A 17,721-nucleotide genomic window follows, 5' to 3' on the forward strand; every position below is an offset into this window, starting at 1 on the left:
ATACAGGAGGCTGGCCTAAGTCAGAAGATTTTAAATCATTTACGCCCAAACAACTTATGTTATTTACAATGACGCCGCTAAAGGAAAAGCGCCATCCGGCATACACCAACCGTGATACGCATACGGCATATCACAGCCACAATGAATAAAACCAACCAACACAAAAAGTACATTGGCACACTATTGAGTTCTCAGACATCATCCGCACACTCAGCGCAATGAATGTTTATCATTCACCGTCTTGAGCGGCTGGAGTTCACACTCTAGTAAACAAGTTTAAACCTTGTCAACTGGGAGTTAATCTCCGTGTCACCAGCGTCTCGCGGCGACTTCGATAAATATACGCACACCCCAAACAAACAACAAATCCCCAGGTATTCATGCTTTTTCGAGCAGTTCTTATCCCGGTTGTGAATCGCATGTACAGAAAACGACGAATCCCGCCGCACAAGGCGGCGGGATAGGCATAGTCTGCTCCGACTAAGAAGACCGGTTGTTAGCTGAGCTTGGCACCGGCGAAGTTCTTCTTTCCTCGTCGCAGAACAAGCCACGAACCGTGAAGCAGATCCGTAGCGTCCGGCTCCCACTCATCAGACTCAATGCGTTTGTTGTTGACGTACGCGCCACCTTCCTTGATGGTGCGTCGGGCAGCGCCCTTCGAATCGGCCAAGCCAGCGGCAACCAACAAATCAACAATGGTTCGCGGCTCCCCTGCGGAAATCTCTGCCACAGTGGTCTCAGACAAGGCACCAGCCAGGGTATTTTCGTCCAAATCAGTGAGCTCAGCTTTGCCGAACAGTGCCTGCGCTGCTAGCTCCACAGCCTTCGTAGCCTCTTCACCGTGCACCAATGTGGTCATCTCCTGGGCCAACCGGCGCTGCGCTTCACGACGGAATGGCTCGTCCGCGACCTTCTGTTCGTAGGAAGCAATCTCTTCCTGATCAAGGAAGGTGAACCAACGCAGGTAATCGATGACCACAGAGTCGCCAGCGTTTAGGAAGTACTGGTACCACGCGTACGGGGACGTTTTCTCCGGATCCAACCACAGCTTTCCGCCACCGGTGGATTTACCGAACTTCTGGCCCTGGGCGTCCGTAACCAACGGAACGGTAAGGCCGTGAACCTTCGCACCGTTGACACGTCGGTTGAGATCCACGCCAGATACGATGTTACCCCACTGGTCGCCACCGCCGATCTGCAGGACACAATTCAGCTCGTTGTGCAGGTGCACGTAGTCGTTGGACTGGAGCAGCATGTAGGAGAACTCAGTGTACGAAATTCCGTCGGACTCCAAGCGACGCTTGACCGTGTCACGGTCCAGCATCGTATTCAAAGAAAAGTTCTTTCCCACGTCGCGCAGGAAGTCAATGACAGACATCTGAGAAGTCCAGTCCGCGTTATTGACCATGGTCGCCGCGTTCTCACCCTCGAAGTCAATGAACTGGCGCAGCTGCTTCTTGATAGCCACCATATTCTCGTTGATGGTCTCCTGCGAAAGCATGGAGCGCTCCCCCACATCCCGCGGGTCGCCGATTTGCCCCGTAGCGCCACCAGCGAGGGCGATTGGGTGATGCCCGGCCTTTTGAAAACGGCGCAGCATAATCATCGGCACCAAGTGGCCCGCGTGCAAGGAGTCACCCGTGGGGTCGAAACCGCAATATAGAGTGATGGGTTCCTCGCAAGCCGCGCGGAGGGCGTCGAGATCTGTGGACTGGTTAATGAGGCCGCGCCACTGCAGCTCATCAATGATGTTCATGGAGGCTCCTTTTACTTCGATTCCGGCTGGACGGGATAAGTGTTCGCAAAGACCACTAAATTCGCGGGATGCGTCTTAGGCATCGTCGTCAGTTGGCGGCCACGGTGTTGCGTGATCGGCCAGCATGACAGGAATACCGTTTTCAATGGGATAGGCCACCCCTAGCCGGTCATTGACCAGTACCTGTTCTTCTTCCAGGTAGTTCAGCGGGCCCTTGTCCTGCGGACACACCAAAATGTCGAGCAGCTTCGGATCAAGACTCATACCCGCCAACCCTACACCTCCTTGGAATCTGCAGAAGGAGTGGTCCCACCAAATTGCAGCTTCAGCGCCATGGAGTGATCCTGCAGGCCACGGACCGAGTTCTGGACAATGGCGTCACGAATCTCCGTCATCTCTCGATTGAGTATCCCCAGCGCCTCAGTCACCTCTTTGACCGCTGCGGGCTCGTCGAGTTCCGTTACCTCCAAATAGGACTTCACCAAACTGCTCGAGTGCTCCTCAATCATGTCGCGGACAAGGGACTGCTGACTTGGGGCATCATCGAGCCTGTCCCAGTTGTTGAGCACCCACGTTGCCGAGGCGTCGAACTCCGTCCACGCGCGATCTACGGGCGCCGGAATGTCTCGGTGGTACAGGCTGCAGCGAGTTCTGTTCAGGCTTGTGGTCAGCCGTCCCGCCTCAGACACCGGTGGTGCAGGCAGTTCCCTGTGTCGCTTCTCCGGCGGGATGAGGAATCCGGCTGCCGCGCCGCAGCTGGCCGCCACGATAGGCCAAAGGAATCCCAGGCCGCCGCCAGTGAGGAAGTGCAAGGCAGCGACGAGCACCGTCACTACAACTGCGGCAATTACCTTGCGAGGGGTTACGTAGTCCATGGATGCCTGCCTTCCTTGACAATGGAGAATAGTGTTTTACTGATAAGCGCGAATTTCTTCGAAGGCCCCGGCCAGATCACCGTCGATGGCGTTGAAGGTTTTACCGCCGGTGAGTTGGGCTAGCTCCTCCATCTCTTGAACATTGGCTTCACCGTACAAGATGACGAACACCGGGATATCCTTCTTATCCGGTGGGAGCTGTTCATACGCCTCCTTAAACTGAGCAAAGGTTCGGCCGCGAGTGACCTCACCGTCGGTCATGAGCACCACGGTGCCAATATCGCCGTCGCCAGCGCTCAGCTCATCAAAGGCTTTAAGCACTGAATCGAACGTGGCGGTTTCTCCGTCGGCCTGCAAATCCTCTACTCGATCCGCCAGTTCTTTGACCGAGCCCATGTTTTCGGTATCCATCACAGCGCGGGTCACTGGCTGAGGTTCGGACGAGTACGGCATGAGCTTGATTTGCTCGCGGTTACGGAAAGCAACCTGGCCTTGTTCTGCGGTATTGCCGTCCGCAGAGCCGTCGATAAGCGGGCGCAAACTGCTCTTGAGAAGCTCGATACGCTCACCTTCCATAGAACCCGAGGTATCCAACACAAGAGACGTGTTGCCGGGTTTGCGCAGCTCGTGGGCGAATGCGGCCTCCAGCGCCTGTGCAGTCTTCTCGTTAGCTGGATAAGGAAGCTCGAACATGGTGCCGGGCAGATCGGAATTGTCCACGCGCAGGTGGTAGCTCTTCAGCAGCTGGGGAGAATCACGCAACCAGTCAGCCAGCGCCTGTACCTTAGCTTCTGCGTCATCGTCTGGGGAGCTATGAAGGGCCGTGAGTGGATAATCCGCGGAAATAACACCATCGGAAGGAATGACTACTTGTAGGTCTGCGCCTTCGTCCTGGAGCTGATAGAGCACGGATTCGTAGTTAATAATCGCGTCCGCTTGCTCCGGATGCTCGCGGAAGCGATCCGCCAACCATCCCGAGGAGCCAGAGGTGAGCGTCTGATTACCAAACAGGTCTTGGACCTTGTCCGAAGCCTTGTAGATATCCTCCTCCGTTAGCGCTCGGCCAGTGTCCGCGAAAGCGGTGGTGGCCGCAGACAAGGCGGAGAAACCCGAGTTCGACGTTGATGGGTCGGTCATCCCAAAGGTGATACCTGAATCTGAAATCTCCTGCCAGGTCGGCTGCGTGGTGTCCCATCCGTGCTTGCGTGCGATATCTTTATGCACGCCCAACGCCACAGGTGAGCGCGCGACGCTGAATTCCTTTCCCAACTTGCTATCGGCACCAATGATGCGGGCGTAGCGGTTGGTGGCGAACCACGTGGCGTCATAGTGACGGTCAAAGGTTCCTTGTTGCAGCGAACGGGAGTTCTCCAACGTGCCTGACTCCGTGGTCATGGTGATATCAAAGCCGAGCTCCTCGGAGGCCTGTTCCAGGACCGGCTCCAGCGGTGCAAGCTCCGTTGCGGCGACAATCTTCAGGTCACCGTCTTGCTCTTGCTCGCTCGAGGTTGAGTCGTCGAGCCAACTGTTTCCACTGACAGCGGAACAAGCAGCAAGAGTCATCATGCACGACACGGCGACGAATGCCTTCAGGGATCGCAACATTCACATCATCCTTTCCGGGAGTTCGTTTCCCGTGATTAATCCCAGCTCTTGCTGAATGGCTTCAATGTCTTGCCAAGACGTGGGACTTTGTTGAGTTGGCAGAGGGAGAGGGCTGTACTCCACGTCGGCGACCAGCTTGTCGAAGATGCTGGTCGGCTCCGTGCGGTATCCCTGCATCGCGGCAACACCTTGAATTGAACGGTCACTCACCGCGGCGGCGAAAGCATCACCTTCCTCCGTCTGCGGGACGACGGTGGAGGTCAGCATTGCCCCTGGGACGAGGGCTAAAGGAGTGTAGTCCTTGAGCTTCGTGCTGCCCTCAGAATCTGATTGCTTTAAAAGTTCGGCCACGTACTCGGCTTCGGTGGCCAACACCATGGGCATCTCGCCCTTCCCAAGACGCAGGTAGGTATCAAAAATTCCCTGCGTGCTAGCCTCTCCGTGCCCTTGACCGACGAGTAGTCGCTGCATGACATCATCACCGCCTGCTCTTCCCCCGACGGAACGAATCAGGGCGGCATACTGCAACGCTGCATTGGATTCGCGGAGGCTGGGAACCGCAACATCGACAACGCGAGGAGATCCAAAAGACGGGCTAATATCGCGCCAGCGTGTGCCTTCCTTTGACATCTCGTTCAGTCTTGCAAGATCGAGGGACTTGTTACCGCCGTTGTCAACCACCAAGCCTTGAGATTCCATATCGCCCACCAAATCCGTATAGACCAGTGCGATGAGCGGCGTAGAGAATGCAACGACCGAGCGCGGGTCAGCTCCAGTGATGGTCGTGGATTTATCCTTGGTCTCAGCAACACGTGCCGCGCCATCCACAACGGGCATGACGAAGTCATAGTCAGGGTCGGGCCTGCTAGCAATCTCTACCAAGTCCTGGGGCGAGAAAACGTCATACGTCACCGAGATGCCAACCTCTGCAAATACTTGTTGCTGCTCCGCGGCTTTAAAAAACTCCTCATCTTCCGGACTGATGGCACCCTTCACGTGGAGGAGGTCGCGATGCGAGGAGGGCGAACTGGGAAAGCTAAAGCTGGGCATCGAAATCCAGCCACGCCCCACGACCACGGAGACGATAGCGACAACCAGGAAGGCGAGGGCTGCGATAACTGACTTCTTTCGTCCACCCGGCTGTGCGCTACTCATGACCTAAATCATAAAAGGCACTCCGCCATGGTGCTCGACTTACCGATCACGCACCCCCGATGCAGTCCCCCGCTGTTGCTACCCGAAAGCGATTGCCCCAATAGGAACTGCAAAGACCAATGCGGCCACAGCGGGACAGAGAAAAGCCCGGCGACTCTGTCCCGACCATTGGGCTAAAGAAGCGAAGGCACGTTCGCGACCAAAGAGAAGAGGTCCTTAGGGTCCTCCGGGTTGGCAATGATATCGATCTCTGACTCCAAATCAGTACCCCTTACGGAATCACGAAGGTAGCGAAGGGCAGAAAAGTCATTGATGGCGAATCCGACATCGTCGAAAAGCGTGATTTGTTCATCGCTTTCGCGGCCCGTCGCCTGCCCAGTAAGTACCTGATAGAACTCGACCACTGGGAAGTCTGCCGGCTTCTGTTGAATCTCGCCCTCGATGCGCGTCTGTTCCGGGAACTCAACAAAGACCTTGGACTTGTCCAAGATAGAGCTCTCAAGCTCGGTCTTACCCGGGCAGTCACCGCCGACCGCATTGAGATGCACGCCAGGCGCGACGTGATGCTCGGCCAGGATTTGGTTCTGGGCTTTATCGGCCGTGCAGGTGGTGATGATGTCGGCGCCCTGTACGGCTTCATCAACACTTGAGCAGGCTGTGATGTTGAATCCCAATGGCTCCAAGTTTCGCTGGAACTTTTCTACTGCCTTCGGGTCAATGTCATAAATAGCGATGTCATCGATCCCCATTACACCGCGGAATGCAAGGGCCTGGAACTCTGACTGCGAGCCAGCCCCCACCATGGCCATACGCTTGGAGTCTTTTCTGGCTAGGTGCTTTGCCACCATGGCGGAGGTGGCCGCCGTGCGCAGTGCCGTAAGCAAAGTCATTTCGGCCTCGAACGTGGGGTAACCGTTGTCGACGTCAGCAAGCACGCCAAAAGCAGTTACCGTCTGAAAGCCACGTGCGGGGTTCGAAGGATGACCGTTGACGTACTTGAAGGAGTACTCCTTGCCATTGGAGGTAGGCATGAGTTCGATGACGCCGAACGGGGTGTGAGAAGCCACGCGTGCGATTTTGTCGAATCGCTCCCATTCGCGGTAGTCCGCCTCAAGGTAGTCCACCATTCCGATAATGATGTTTTCTACTCCCTCACGCTGTATCCAGCGCGCCATATTCTCTACATCTACGAACTTGACAGCATGGTTCATTGCAATCTCCGATCTTGATTCTTGTATTAGTTCTTCGGGTGAAGGTCCGTCTGCGGCGCGGCTGGGAAGCGCGAGGTAGGAAGGTGCTTGGCCTTCCTCTCCGCCGCGATGGTGTAGATACGCTCACGCCAGGCAAACCACATGGCAGCGAACACCGGAATGAGAAGCAGCGTAGAGGCCAGAGCGAAGGTTCCGATTGGGTAGTCAAAAGCCATAAGGATAATGACCACCGCGATGAAGGCAAGCACAGACCAATCACCTGCTTGGCCGAAGGGCGAGCGATAATTTGGACGGGTATAGCGCCCCTTCTTTGCCAGGTGCACAAATTTGATGTGCGACATGGCCACGGCGGCCCACGACGCCAACGTGCCCAGCGCGGCCAAATTCAACACGATTTCGAACGCCATCTCGGGCACCACATAGTTAAGAAACACACCAGCGAGACCGACGAAGGCGGCCATCACGATGCCTCCATAAGGAACGCCAGATGTGGACATGCGGGCACCGAATTTGGGCCCGGAGCCAGCAGTAGACATGTTGTACATGATGCGGCCCGTCGAATACAGACCGGCATTCAATGAGGAAATCGCAGCGGTGATTACCACCAGCTGGAAGATAGGCGCAGCATAACCTGCACCAAGTGACTCAAAGAAGGTCACGAATGGCGATACTTCTGTGACGTAGGTGGTGTAGGGCAAAACCAGGGTCAGCAGCAGCACGCTGCCAAAATAGAAGACCACGATACGGAATAGAACACTATTCACCGCACGCGGAATATGCTTTTCGACGTCCTTTGTCTCACCCGACGTGGTACCTACCAACTCGATGCCTGCATAGGCAAAGACAACGCCCTGGATGACAATTACTGCAGGCAACAGGCCATTAGGAAGCCAACCACCGGCATCAGCAATAAGGCTAAAACCGGTGGGGTCACCGTTGGGGTGGCCCAGAATAACCACCCCGATGGCCACCACCATGAAGACCAGGAGGGCGATGATCTTGATCATGGAGAACCAATACTCCAGCTCGCCAAAGATCTTTACCGAGAGCATGTTGAACAAGAGGATGCTGCACACAACGCCCAGGGCCAGCACCCACTGCGGGACGGCGTCTAACCACGAGGTGTACTGACCAAACCATTTGATATAGATGGCCACGGCCGTGCCATCTGCGACCAAGGTGGCAGCCCAGTTTCCCCAGTAGAGCCAGCCGGTGACAAAAGCGGTCTTCTCGCCGTAGAACTCACGGGCATAAGAAACGAAAGAGCCGGAGCTTGGGCGGTACACGATGAGTTCGCCGAGCGAGCGCAGGATGATATAGCCGAAGAATCCGCACACCAAATACAAAACAGCGAGGAAGGGCCCCGCCGTTTGCAACCGGCCACCGGTGCCGAGCAAGAGCCCGGTGCCGATAGCTGAGCCGATGGCGATCATCTGCAGCTGGCGGTTACTCATCCCCTTCTGCAGTCCGTGATCTTCCGAGGCATAGACCGCTTTCTCTTTTCGTGCGACTCCGTGTTCGGTGGCCGAAGTAGTTCAGTCATCAGGGAGATAGTCCTTTCCGCGTTAAGAACGTGCCTTTGCTTCACATTCCCTAATGAAACGTTATAGCAACCTAATGAGACCCCCATCACCATCCACCCCCCACAGTGCTTCACAGCACAAACACACGCAGCCAAAACGAGCGGCCTCCCCTACCCCCGCGCACAAAAAGAACCGCATGGCCGAAAGCGGCCATGCGGTGACAAAGCTTGTTGAGACTAGCGCAGTGGAGTTTCTGCCCACTTCCGCGCGGCAGCAGCGCACTCACGAACCTTTTCACGCTGCTCCGCCACACGCACACCAGCGGTGCCGCCCTTGGTAGAACGTGAGGCCACTGCCCCATCGATGGTGAGAACTTCACGAACCTCGGGGAGCAAGCGCTTATCGACGCCCGCCAACTCCTCATCCGTGAGGTCCACCAAGTCAACACCCCGAGCTTCCGCAATTTGCACGCAAGCACCGGAGGCCTCGTGCGCTTCGCGGAAGGGAACGCCCTGGCGCACCATCCACTCGGCCAAATCAGTAGCCAAAGTAAAGCCGCGGGGGGCGAGCTCGCGCATGCGATCTTCGTGGAAGGTCAGGGTCTCAATAAGGCCGGTCATAGCCGGTAGCAGCAGGTTGAGCTGTGCCACCGAATCCACGATGGGTTCCTTATCTTCCTGTAGGTCACGGTTGTAAGCCAGAGGCTGCGCCTTCAACGTGGAGAGCAATCCTGTGAGGTTGCCGATGAGACGTCCCGTCTTGCCACGGGTCAGCTCCGGAACATCCGGATTCTTCTTTTGCGGCATGATAGAAGAACCAGTGGACCAGGCATCGTCCAGAGTGACGTAGCCATACTCTGGAGTGCACCAGTAGATAATCTCCTCGGAGAGACGGGACATATCTACGGCAATCTGAGTAAGGACGAAGGCCGTTTCAGAAGCAAAGTCACGCGCTGCCGTGCCATCGAGAGAGTTCTCTGCGGAGGCATCAAAGCCGAGCTCCTCAGCAATGGCTTCCGGATCCAAGTGCAGCGAAGAGCCGGCGAGCGCTCCCGAGCCATAAGGTGACACAGCCAAGCGCTTATCCAGATCCTGGAGGCGCTCAATATCACGCAGCAACGGCTGCGCGTGAGCGAGTAGTTCGTGTGCCAACAAGACCGGCTGCGCTGCCTGGGAGTGGGTCTTACCCGGCATGATCGCATCCGGGTGAGCTTCGGCTTGACCAGCCAAGGCCTCCACCAAGTCAGTGACCTGGAGTGCGATATCGCGAATGGCGTCACGAATCCACATCCGGAACAGGGTGGCTACCTGGTCGTTACGGGAGCGGCCGGCACGCAAGCGCCCGCCTACCTCGGGGCCAACTATGTCGATAAGCCCGCGTTCCATGGCCCCGTGCACGTCCTCGTCGGTCGGCAGCGGTCCAAACTCGCCGGAGGCAACCTTCTCCCCCAGCTCACTGAGTCCAGAGAGCATGGTGTCCAAGTCGGCGTCGGAAAGCAGGCCCGCCTTGTGCAGAACCTTGGCATGAGCCTTGGAGGCTAGCACGTCATAGGGCGCCAGCACCCAGTCGAAGTGGGTAGATACGGACAGGGCAAACATCGCCTCGGAGGGGCCGCCCGAAAAGCGGCCGCCCCACAGCGCACCCTCATTGGTCTTGTGCATCGATTCCTTACCTTGGCTTAGTTGTTCTACTTGCCCGTGGGGAAACCGCCGTCGCGGTCACGCTGGTTGGAGATTTGCGTCGACAGGCCGTGCAGCTGGACAAAGCCCTTGGCAGCGGTCTGGTCGAAGGTATCACCGGTGTCATAAGTGGCCAGGTCGAAGGAGTACAGGGACTGGCCCGAACGGCGGCCATTTGCGGTGGCGGTACCAGCATGCAGAACCATGCGGATATCGCCGGTGACGTTCTCCTGGGTGGACTCGGTGAAGGCATCCAACGAGCGCTTCAGCGGAGAGAACCAGAGGCCGTCGTAGACCTCCTCGGACCAGCGGGCGTCGGTAAGGCGCTTGTAGCGAGCCAACTCGCGCTCCACAGTGACATCTTCGAGTGCCTCGTGGGCCTTGATGAGCACCATGGCGCCCGGTGCCTCGTAGACCTCGCGGGACTTAATACCCACCAGGCGGTCTTCCACCATGTCGAGGCGGCCAATGCCCTGGGCACCAGCACGGCGGTTGAGCTCCTCGATAGCCTGCAGGACGGTAACCGGCTTGCCGTCGATGGCGGTGGGCACACCCTTATCGAAGGTGATGGTCACCTCATCCGGAGCATTGCCCAGATCCGGCTGCTCGGTGTAGGCGTAGAGATCCTTTGTCGGCGGGTTCCACAGATCCTCCAGGAAGCCGGTCTCTACCGCGCGGCCCCAGACATTCTGGTCAATGGAGAACGGGGAGGCAGCGGACTGCTCGATGGGAAGGTTGATTTCCTCGGCAAAGGCGATGGCCTTGTCGCGGGTCCAGGCATAGTCACGCGCGGGAGCAATGATTTCCAGGGTGGGATCCAGCGCGCGGAAGGAAACCTCGAAACGCACCTGGTCATTACCCTTGCCGGTGCAGCCGTGGGATACGTGAGTACCACCGTGCGCCTGGGCTGCCTCGACCAGGTGCTTGACGATGAGCGGGCGGGAAATAGCAGACACCAGTGGGTACTGCTTCATGTACATACCGTTCGCCTTGATGGTGGGCAGGCAGTACTCTTCGGCGAACTCATCCTTAGCGTCAACCACGATGGACTCGACGGCACCGCAGTCAAGAGCGCGCTGACGCACGGAGTCCATATCCTCGCCGCCCTGACCCAGGTCAAGGGACACGGCGATAACCTCGCCACCGGTCATCTTGGCCAGGTAGGGAATGGCGACGGATGTATCCAGACCGCCAGAGTAGGCAAGCACAACGCGTGCAGTCATAGTATTTGCTCCTTTAAGACAAACAGGTGCTAAGAATCGAACTAATTTATATTATACAGACTTACGTATAAATGTTAAATGCTGCGGTTGGTGAGCTTCTCCGCCAGCTCCCGGCCCCCTAATCCCTCACGGGCGAGGACGAAGATGGTGTCATCGCCCGCGATGCAACCGACGACATCCGGCAAGCCCACGCGGTCGATGAAAGATGCCAAATACTGCGCGGCACCCGCGGGGGTGCGCAACATCGCAATATTGCCGGAGTAGTCATGCGACACCACGAGCTCATCGAGCATGCGGCGTAGCTTCTCACGCGGACCGTTGAGTTGGTCTTCGAATTGCTCCAGCTCGCCGCCCACAACGTAGAAAGAACGGCCACCATCGCGTTTTACCTTTTTAGCGCCCAGCTCGTCGAGATCACGCGACAACGTAGCTTGCGTGATGTCAATTCCCTCATCAAGCAAAAGCTCAGAGAGCTGAACTTGGCTCGTGACCCGAGTGCGGTCGAGTATCTCCAGAATCTTGGCCTGGCGGGCATTGCGCGTAGTTGGGGTCGTCGTCATTCGTCTACTTCTCCTCCTGAGCTGCAAGAAGCCACACGAGTAGCGCCTTCTGTGCGTGGAGGCGGTTCTCCGCCTCATCAAAGACGCGGGACTGCGGCCCATCAATCACATCGGCAGTCACTTCATTGCCGCGATAAGCCGGAAGGCAATGCAGGAAGATTGCCCCTTCCTTGGCGCGCGCCATGACTTCCGAGGTGACCTGGTAAGGCAGGAACGGGGTCCGGCGGTCCTTGCCATCATCTTCCTGGCCCATCGACACCCACGTATCGGTGATGACAACATCGGCGCCGTCGACGCCGTCGAGGGAATCGGTCACGGTCACCGTGCCGCGCTTGCGTGCGCGTTCCACAAACTCCGGCTGCGGCTGGAAACCTTCCGGCGCAACAATCGTCATCTCCATGCCCGCGGTTGCAAAACCCAGCATGTAGGAGTTGGCCATGTTGTTATTGCCATCGCCGAGGTAGACGGCCTTAAGGCCGGTCAGCTCGCCAAAATTCTCGCGGCAGGTCACCAAATCCGCCAGGATCTGGCACGGGTGCAGGTCATCGGACAGAGCGTTGACGATGGGTACCGTCGCGGTTTCAGCCATCTCTAGCAGGTTTTGGTGCGCGTAGGTGCGCCAGACAATTGCCTCGACAAACCGGGAGAGAACAGCAGCGGTGTCCTGGTACGTCTCGCCTTTGCCCATCTGCGTGGACTTTGTCTCCGTGACGATGGCGTGCCCGCCCAGGTGAGCAATTCCCGCCTCGAAGGAGAATCGCGTGCGCGTCGACGTCTTGTCAAAAAGAACCGCGACCGACTTCGGGCCCTCCAGCGGACGCTCGGAGAAGGGGTCCTTCTTCAGCTTCAAGGCAAGGTCCAAGACCTCTGCTTGTTCCTCCGGTGTGAGGTCGTCATCTGCCAAGAAATGGCGCACGCTCATCCTATTTCCTCCAGTACCTTATGCAGGCGATCGATTGCTTGCGTGAGTTCCTCATCGGTGATCACCAACGGCGGGGTCAAGCGCAAGACCTCGCTGCTTGGGGCGTTGAGGATGAGACCGTGGTCCAAGCCTGCAGCCACAACGTCCTTAGCCACCGATTTATTTAATACAACACCTAGCATAAGCCCTCGGCCCCTGACTGACTGCACCGCCGGGATTTTGGCCACCTCACTGCGCAGCCACTCCCCCTTTCGGGCGACGTCGGCGAGGAAGGGGTCGTCGACAAGCTCCAGCACCGTTGCGGCGGCCGCACAGGAGACGGGATTTCCGCCAAACGTCGTGCCGTGGGAACCCGGGGTGAAGAGATCCTTAGCCTGTCCACGGGCAATGGTGGCGCCGATCGGCATACCCGCGCCCAAGCCCTTAGCCATGGTGATGACGTCTGGAAGAACGCCCTCATGTTGGAAGGCAAAGAAATCGCCGGTGCGGCCCACACCAGTTTGAACCTCATCGACAATCATGAGGATGCCGTGCTTGGTACAGAGTTCCCTCACGGCGCGCAGGAATCCATCGGGCGCTGGAATCACACCGGTCTCCCCTTGGATGGGTTCCAGAATGATGGCGGCAGTATCCTCTGGGTTCTGCTCCACCAAGGCGGTCAAGTATTCAATGTCGCCGTAGGTATAGAACTCCACTCCGCCTGGGAAAGGTTCGAAGGCCTTGCGCTTGGCAGGTTGCCCGGTCATGGCGAGAGAGCCCATCGTCCTGCCATGGAAACCGTGGTGCGCAGCGAGGATGCGGCGGCGGCCGGTCAAGCGTGCCAGCTTAAAGGCAGCCTCATTGGCTTCCGCCCCGGAGTTTGAGAAAAAGACACGGGCCTCGCTATCCCCCACCTTCTCCAGGAGTTTGCCCGCAGCCTCGACGACGGGTTTGCTGGCAAAGAGGTTGGAGACATGCCCAACGGTCGCCACCTGGGCGCTAACCGCCTCGACGATGGCCGGGTGGGCATAGCCCAGGGAGTTCACGGCAATGCCGGCGAGCAAATCGATGTATTCTTTACCGTCTTCATCGGTCACCGTGGCGCCCTTGCCGGACACGATGGCCACGGGTGGGGTGCCGTAGGTGTTGCTGAGCACTTGCCCCCAGCGTTGCGTCAATGTGGTCTGCGCGGTCACTTGTTATCGTCCTTCCTGAAGACCGTTCCTTCTGGATAGTCCTCACGGTTGTAATCATTGGGCAGCACCATCGTGCCGATGCCGCCCGTAGTGAGCAGCTCTAGTAGCACAGCGTGGGCGGTACGCCCGTCGATGACGTGAGCAGCGCTCACACCGCCCTCGACGGCCATAAGGCAGGACTCCATCTTCGGAATCATGCCCGAATCCAGGCCTGGGAGCAGGCCTTTGAGTTTGTCGACCTCAATTTTCGACACCAGTGAATCGCGATTGGGCCAGTCGGTGTACAGGCCCTCCACATTGGTGAGGATGACAAGGCACTCAGCACCCAGTGCTCGTGCCAGCGCACCGGCGGCGATATCCGCGTTGATGTTGTAGACCTCGCCGTCATTTCCGGGAGCGATGGTCGAGACCACCGGAATGCGCCCAGCCTCAATGATGTCCATGACGGCGGAGGGATCGACGCTGACGATGTCTCCCACCATGCCGATATCGGTGGGCTCGCCGTCGACGTCAACGAGCCGTTTGCGGGCCTTAAACAGACCCGCGTCCTCACCGGAGGTTCCCACGGCGTAGGGACCGTGGGAGTTGATGAGGTTCACCAGACCGCGCCCCACCTGGCCGAAAAGAACCATGCGGACCACGTCCATGATTTCCGGGGTGGTCACGCGGAAACCACCCTTGAATTCTCCTTCAATGCCCAGCTTGCCCAGCATCTCATTGATCTGCGGGCCCCCGCCGTGCACCACCACGGGCTTAGCGCCCACGGTGCGAAGGAAAACCATGTCAGCGGCGAAGGCGGCCTTGAGAGAGTCATCCACCATCGCGTTGCCGCCGTACTTCACGACGACGATCTTGTCGCGGTAGTGCTGCAGCCACGGCAAGGCTTCCGCGAGCACAGTGGCGCGGTCTACATTGCTGAGTCCCTGAATCATCTTTCCTCCCTGCTTCTCTTAGGAGCTGTACGCGGAGTTGATTTCCACGTAGTCGTGGGACAAGTCGGTGGTGCGCACGAAAGCGGTACCGCTTCCACCAGTACCTAGGTCAACGCGTACGTCAATGTCAGCCCCGGAAAGGTCAACATCACGCGCGCCGGGCGCGCCGGTGGACCCAACGCACACAGCCTGGTTATTGAAGAACACCGAGATGTTCTCCGGATCCATATCAGCCTCTGCCATGCCAACTGCGGCGAGCACGCGACCCCAGTTGGGATCCGAGCCGAACATCGCACACTTGAAAAGGTTGTCGCGCCCCAAGGTGCGCGCGGCGTTCAGCGCCTGTTCATCGGTGGAGGTTCCTTCGACCGTGATCTTCACGCGCTTGGTCACCCCCTCGGCATCTGCCTGGAGCTGATCCGCGATATCGGAACACACCGCCAGAACAGCAGCATCCAGCTCTTCCTGGCTAGGCTCTACACCGGAAGCGCCAGAGGCCAGGATGATGACCGCGTCATTGGTGGAGGTCGAGCCGTCAACGTCAAGCGTGTTGAAGGTCTGATCACTAGCGGTCTGCAGCGCCGAACGCAAGGCTTGTGGGGAGGCCACGGCATCCGTCGTCACGCATACCAACATGGTGGCCAGAGAGGGAGCCATCATGCCCACGCCCTTGCCCATGGCGCCCATGCTCCAACCCTCGGCCTTAAAGAGCGATTCTTTGACCACGGTATCGGTGGTCATGATTGCCTCCGCGGCGGCCTGACCGTGCGATTCATCAGAACCGAGATCCCCGGCAACCGCTTCGATACCGGCCAATGCCTTCTCCATGGGAAGCAGCTCTCCGATAAGACCCGTCGAGCACGCCGCGATGTTGGCTGCGGGGATATCTGTGTGCTCGGAGACAGCGGCTACCATCGCCGCCGCATCCTTGTCCCCTTGCACGCCGTTGCAGGCATTCGCGTTGCCTGAGTTATAAATGACGGCTTGGATGGCACCGTCCGCTACTGCTGCACGGGAAAGCTTCACGGGAGCGGCCACCACGCGGTTACGGGTAAACACTGCGGCTGCATCAAAGTTGGGACCTTGATTGACCACAAGGGCCATATCCGGCTTTCCGGAGGGCTTAATCCCAGCCGTCGTGGCGCCAGCGAGGAAGCCGGCGGGTGCGGTAATCATTTCTGTCTTCTCCTTGTCTAAGCGGAACTACAGTTCCAGCGGGATTGCGTAGCGCGAGGAACGCGCGGGCGAGTATTGGGTTATCTAGGGGGCGACGGCTGCCTGCGGCAGGCCCAGAGTTTCCTCCCAGCCCAAGGTGAGGTTCATACACTGAACGGCTGCGCCGGCGGTGCCCTTGCATAGGTTGTCTAAAGCCGCAGTGATGACAAGACGGTTAGCGCGCTCATCCACGTGTGCCTGAATATGAACCATGTTGCTGCCCACCACGTTCTGGGTTTGCGGTTGCTGACCTTCCGGAAGCACAAGGCAAAATGGCTCGTCGGCGTAGAACTCACGGAAAGCCTGGGCAACGCTGCGCTTATCGACGCCCCCCTTCAGCGGCGCCGTAATCGTGGCCAAAATGCCGCGCGGCAGAGGGGCAAGCACCGGAGTAAAACTCACGGACACCGGCTCCTGAGTAAAGGGTTGCAGGTTCTGCAGGACTTCCGGGGTGTGGCGGTGGGTGCCACCCGGCTTGTAGGCCTTGAGGTTGCCCATTGTCTCCGCGCCCAACTGAGCCACGGAGGCCTTCTTACCGGCTCCGGATACGCCGGTAATCGCGATGACGGACAGGTCTGGCTCAATTAGCCCTTGCGCCACGGCAGGAAGGGCCCCCAGGGTAATCGTGGTGGGAAAACACCCTGGAACAGCCACGCGGTTGCTGCCCTTGAGCTTCTCGCGGTTGCCGGGAACTTCCGGGATCCCGTAAGGCCACGCGCCGGCATACTCACCGCCATAGAATGCATCCCAATCTTCTTTGTTGCGGAGGCGGAAATCGGCGGCACAATCGATGACGGTGACGGACTCCCCCAGCTGACGGCCAATCTCCGCCGAATGCCCGTGCGGCAAACCGAGGAATACGATGTCATGGCCGGCTAGGACTTCTGGGGTGGTGTCCTCGATGACGCGGTCTGCCAACTGCGGCAAATGCGGCATGAGTTCGGAGACTCGTTGGCCAGCATTGGAGTGCCCCGTCAGCGCGCCGATGCGCAGATCACCTGAAAGGTACGCAGGGTGCGACAGCAAGAGGCGTAGAATTTCGCTTCCTGCATAACCTGTGGCTCCGGCGATTGCTACTGAAATACTCATGCAGCCACCCTAGCAAATAATGCAGTCGGCCGTATGTTATTCAAGAAAACACCCGCCATATTTCTTCATTCCATGAACGGCAAAGCTCGGATTCACGCGGTATAGTGCGAGAATCCGAGCTGTGGATTAGGAAATAGAGGTGACGCGGGGCCGGATAACTCCGGGTCCATTCATGAAACGAGGACTGAGTTAGGGTTACATGACGCGGGAGGAGACGTCCCCCAGTCCTTCCGAACCAGATACGGCCTTCTTTCCTGCGTAGCCTAGGTAGCCCTGTGGGCCGACGAAGTGGATGCCGCCCTGAGCATCAGCGATAGCGGTGACTTCATTGAACTGGTGAACTTGGCCGGGCTGGAGACGCTTAAAGTTCGTGGTCGTAAGCCCTTGGTTGAAGCAATCAGCCTTAGATCGGCCTGCATGGTAAATGAAACGCGGTGCCAGTTGGCCCGGCGGGTTGCACTGCGGGCTGGTAGCTCGTGCGCCTTCGGACAGACATGCTACGTAGGTTCCTTCGATATTCGCGTTTTCACAGTTGACGGTGCCATCGGCATTGGAGAAGCCTTGGGACAGGTCGGCGGAGGCATGTGGGGCAATTGTGAGTGCACCGACAACGGCGGCGGTGGCGGTAAGGCGGGACAACAGACGCATGGTGTAGACAATCCTTTCGGGGTTGGAAACGCTGCCCCTCTGAGGCTATGAGCTAAACCACACACCTACCAGCGCTGGGGGATCTTTCCCCACGCCTTCGCACGCTTGCGCAAAGGGAAACCCGGCCCACCTGCGGGGTGAACCGGGTTGATG

At 58.2% G+C, this 17,721-nt stretch carries 16 protein-coding genes; all 16 read right to left on the minus strand.

What is annotated here, in order from left to right; all coding sequences use genetic code 11:
• Positions 1 to 496: 496 nt before the first annotated feature.
• The 16 genes from tyrS to ACUY3D_RS11675 all read right to left on the minus strand — a co-directional run bounded on the left by tyrS (position 497) and on the right by ACUY3D_RS11675 (position 17,568).
• Positions 497 to 1,756: a tyrosine--tRNA ligase gene (gene tyrS / locus ACUY3D_RS11600; RefSeq protein ID WP_070523122.1), complete on the minus strand. Its 1,260-nt coding sequence runs from the start codon at positions 1,754 to 1,756 to the stop codon at positions 497 to 499.
• Positions 1,757 to 1,831: 75 nt separating this feature from the next.
• Entirely contained in the window at positions 1,832 to 2,020 is a 189-nt protein-coding gene (locus ACUY3D_RS11605) for a Trm112 family protein (protein ID WP_070523125.1), read from the minus strand.
• A gap of 11 nt (positions 2,021 to 2,031) precedes the next feature.
• Entirely contained in the window at positions 2,032 to 2,631 is a 600-nt protein-coding gene (locus ACUY3D_RS11610; RefSeq protein ID WP_269948142.1) for a hypothetical protein, read from the minus strand.
• A gap of 36 nt (positions 2,632 to 2,667) precedes the next feature.
• A complete protein-coding gene (locus tag ACUY3D_RS11615; RefSeq protein WP_448241147.1) occupies positions 2,668 to 4,236 on the minus strand; it encodes a vWA domain-containing protein in 1,569 nt (522 codons plus the stop codon).
• On the minus strand, positions 4,237 to 5,391 hold the full coding sequence (locus ACUY3D_RS11620; protein WP_070685554.1) for a hypothetical protein: 1,155 nt from the start codon (positions 5,389 to 5,391) through the stop codon (positions 4,237 to 4,239). It lies immediately after the preceding gene.
• A 173-nt stretch (positions 5,392 to 5,564) separates the two neighbouring features.
• A complete protein-coding gene (gene ocd / locus ACUY3D_RS11625; protein WP_070685551.1) occupies positions 5,565 to 6,602 on the minus strand; it encodes an ornithine cyclodeaminase in 1,038 nt (345 codons plus the stop codon).
• 26 nt (positions 6,603 to 6,628) lie between these two features.
• A complete protein-coding gene (locus tag ACUY3D_RS11630) occupies positions 6,629 to 8,056 on the minus strand; it encodes an amino acid permease (RefSeq protein ID WP_448241148.1) in 1,428 nt (475 codons plus the stop codon).
• 305 nt (positions 8,057 to 8,361) lie between these two features.
• Positions 8,362 to 9,786: an argininosuccinate lyase gene (argH, locus tag ACUY3D_RS11635; protein ID WP_070685545.1), complete on the minus strand. Its 1,425-nt coding sequence runs from the start codon at positions 9,784 to 9,786 to the stop codon at positions 8,362 to 8,364.
• 26 nt (positions 9,787 to 9,812) lie between these two features.
• Complete coding sequence (locus ACUY3D_RS11640; protein ID WP_070685542.1) at positions 9,813 to 11,027, minus strand: argininosuccinate synthase; 1,215 nt, start codon at positions 11,025 to 11,027, stop codon at positions 9,813 to 9,815.
• Positions 11,028 to 11,101: 74 nt separating this feature from the next.
• Positions 11,102 to 11,587 (minus strand): arginine repressor, encoded by a 486-nt coding sequence (locus ACUY3D_RS11645; RefSeq protein ID WP_070529935.1) that lies wholly within the window; start codon positions 11,585 to 11,587, stop codon positions 11,102 to 11,104.
• A 4-nt stretch (positions 11,588 to 11,591) separates the two neighbouring features.
• On the minus strand, positions 11,592 to 12,509 hold the full coding sequence (gene argF, locus ACUY3D_RS11650) for an ornithine carbamoyltransferase (RefSeq protein WP_070563127.1): 918 nt from the start codon (positions 12,507 to 12,509) through the stop codon (positions 11,592 to 11,594).
• Positions 12,506 to 13,684, minus strand: coding sequence for an acetylornithine transaminase (locus tag ACUY3D_RS11655; protein WP_448241149.1), 1,179 nt, complete (start codon positions 13,682 to 13,684; stop codon positions 12,506 to 12,508). Before ACUY3D_RS11655 ends, argF begins: the two co-directional genes overlap by 4 nt.
• Positions 13,681 to 14,616: an acetylglutamate kinase gene (gene argB, locus ACUY3D_RS11660; RefSeq protein WP_070685536.1), complete on the minus strand. Its 936-nt coding sequence runs from the start codon at positions 14,614 to 14,616 to the stop codon at positions 13,681 to 13,683. Before argB ends, ACUY3D_RS11655 begins: the two co-directional genes overlap by 4 nt.
• A gap of 18 nt (positions 14,617 to 14,634) precedes the next feature.
• Complete coding sequence (gene argJ, locus ACUY3D_RS11665) at positions 14,635 to 15,792, minus strand: bifunctional glutamate N-acetyltransferase/amino-acid acetyltransferase ArgJ (protein WP_448241150.1); 1,158 nt, start codon at positions 15,790 to 15,792, stop codon at positions 14,635 to 14,637.
• 84 nt (positions 15,793 to 15,876) lie between these two features.
• Complete coding sequence (argC, locus tag ACUY3D_RS11670; RefSeq protein ID WP_070529924.1) at positions 15,877 to 16,920, minus strand: N-acetyl-gamma-glutamyl-phosphate reductase; 1,044 nt, start codon at positions 16,918 to 16,920, stop codon at positions 15,877 to 15,879.
• Positions 16,921 to 17,115: 195 nt separating this feature from the next.
• A complete protein-coding gene (locus ACUY3D_RS11675) occupies positions 17,116 to 17,568 on the minus strand; it encodes a hypothetical protein (RefSeq protein ID WP_101735718.1) in 453 nt (150 codons plus the stop codon).
• Between the last annotated feature and the right edge of the window lie 153 nt (positions 17,569 to 17,721).

This window comes from Corynebacterium guaraldiae (assembly GCF_053480195.1).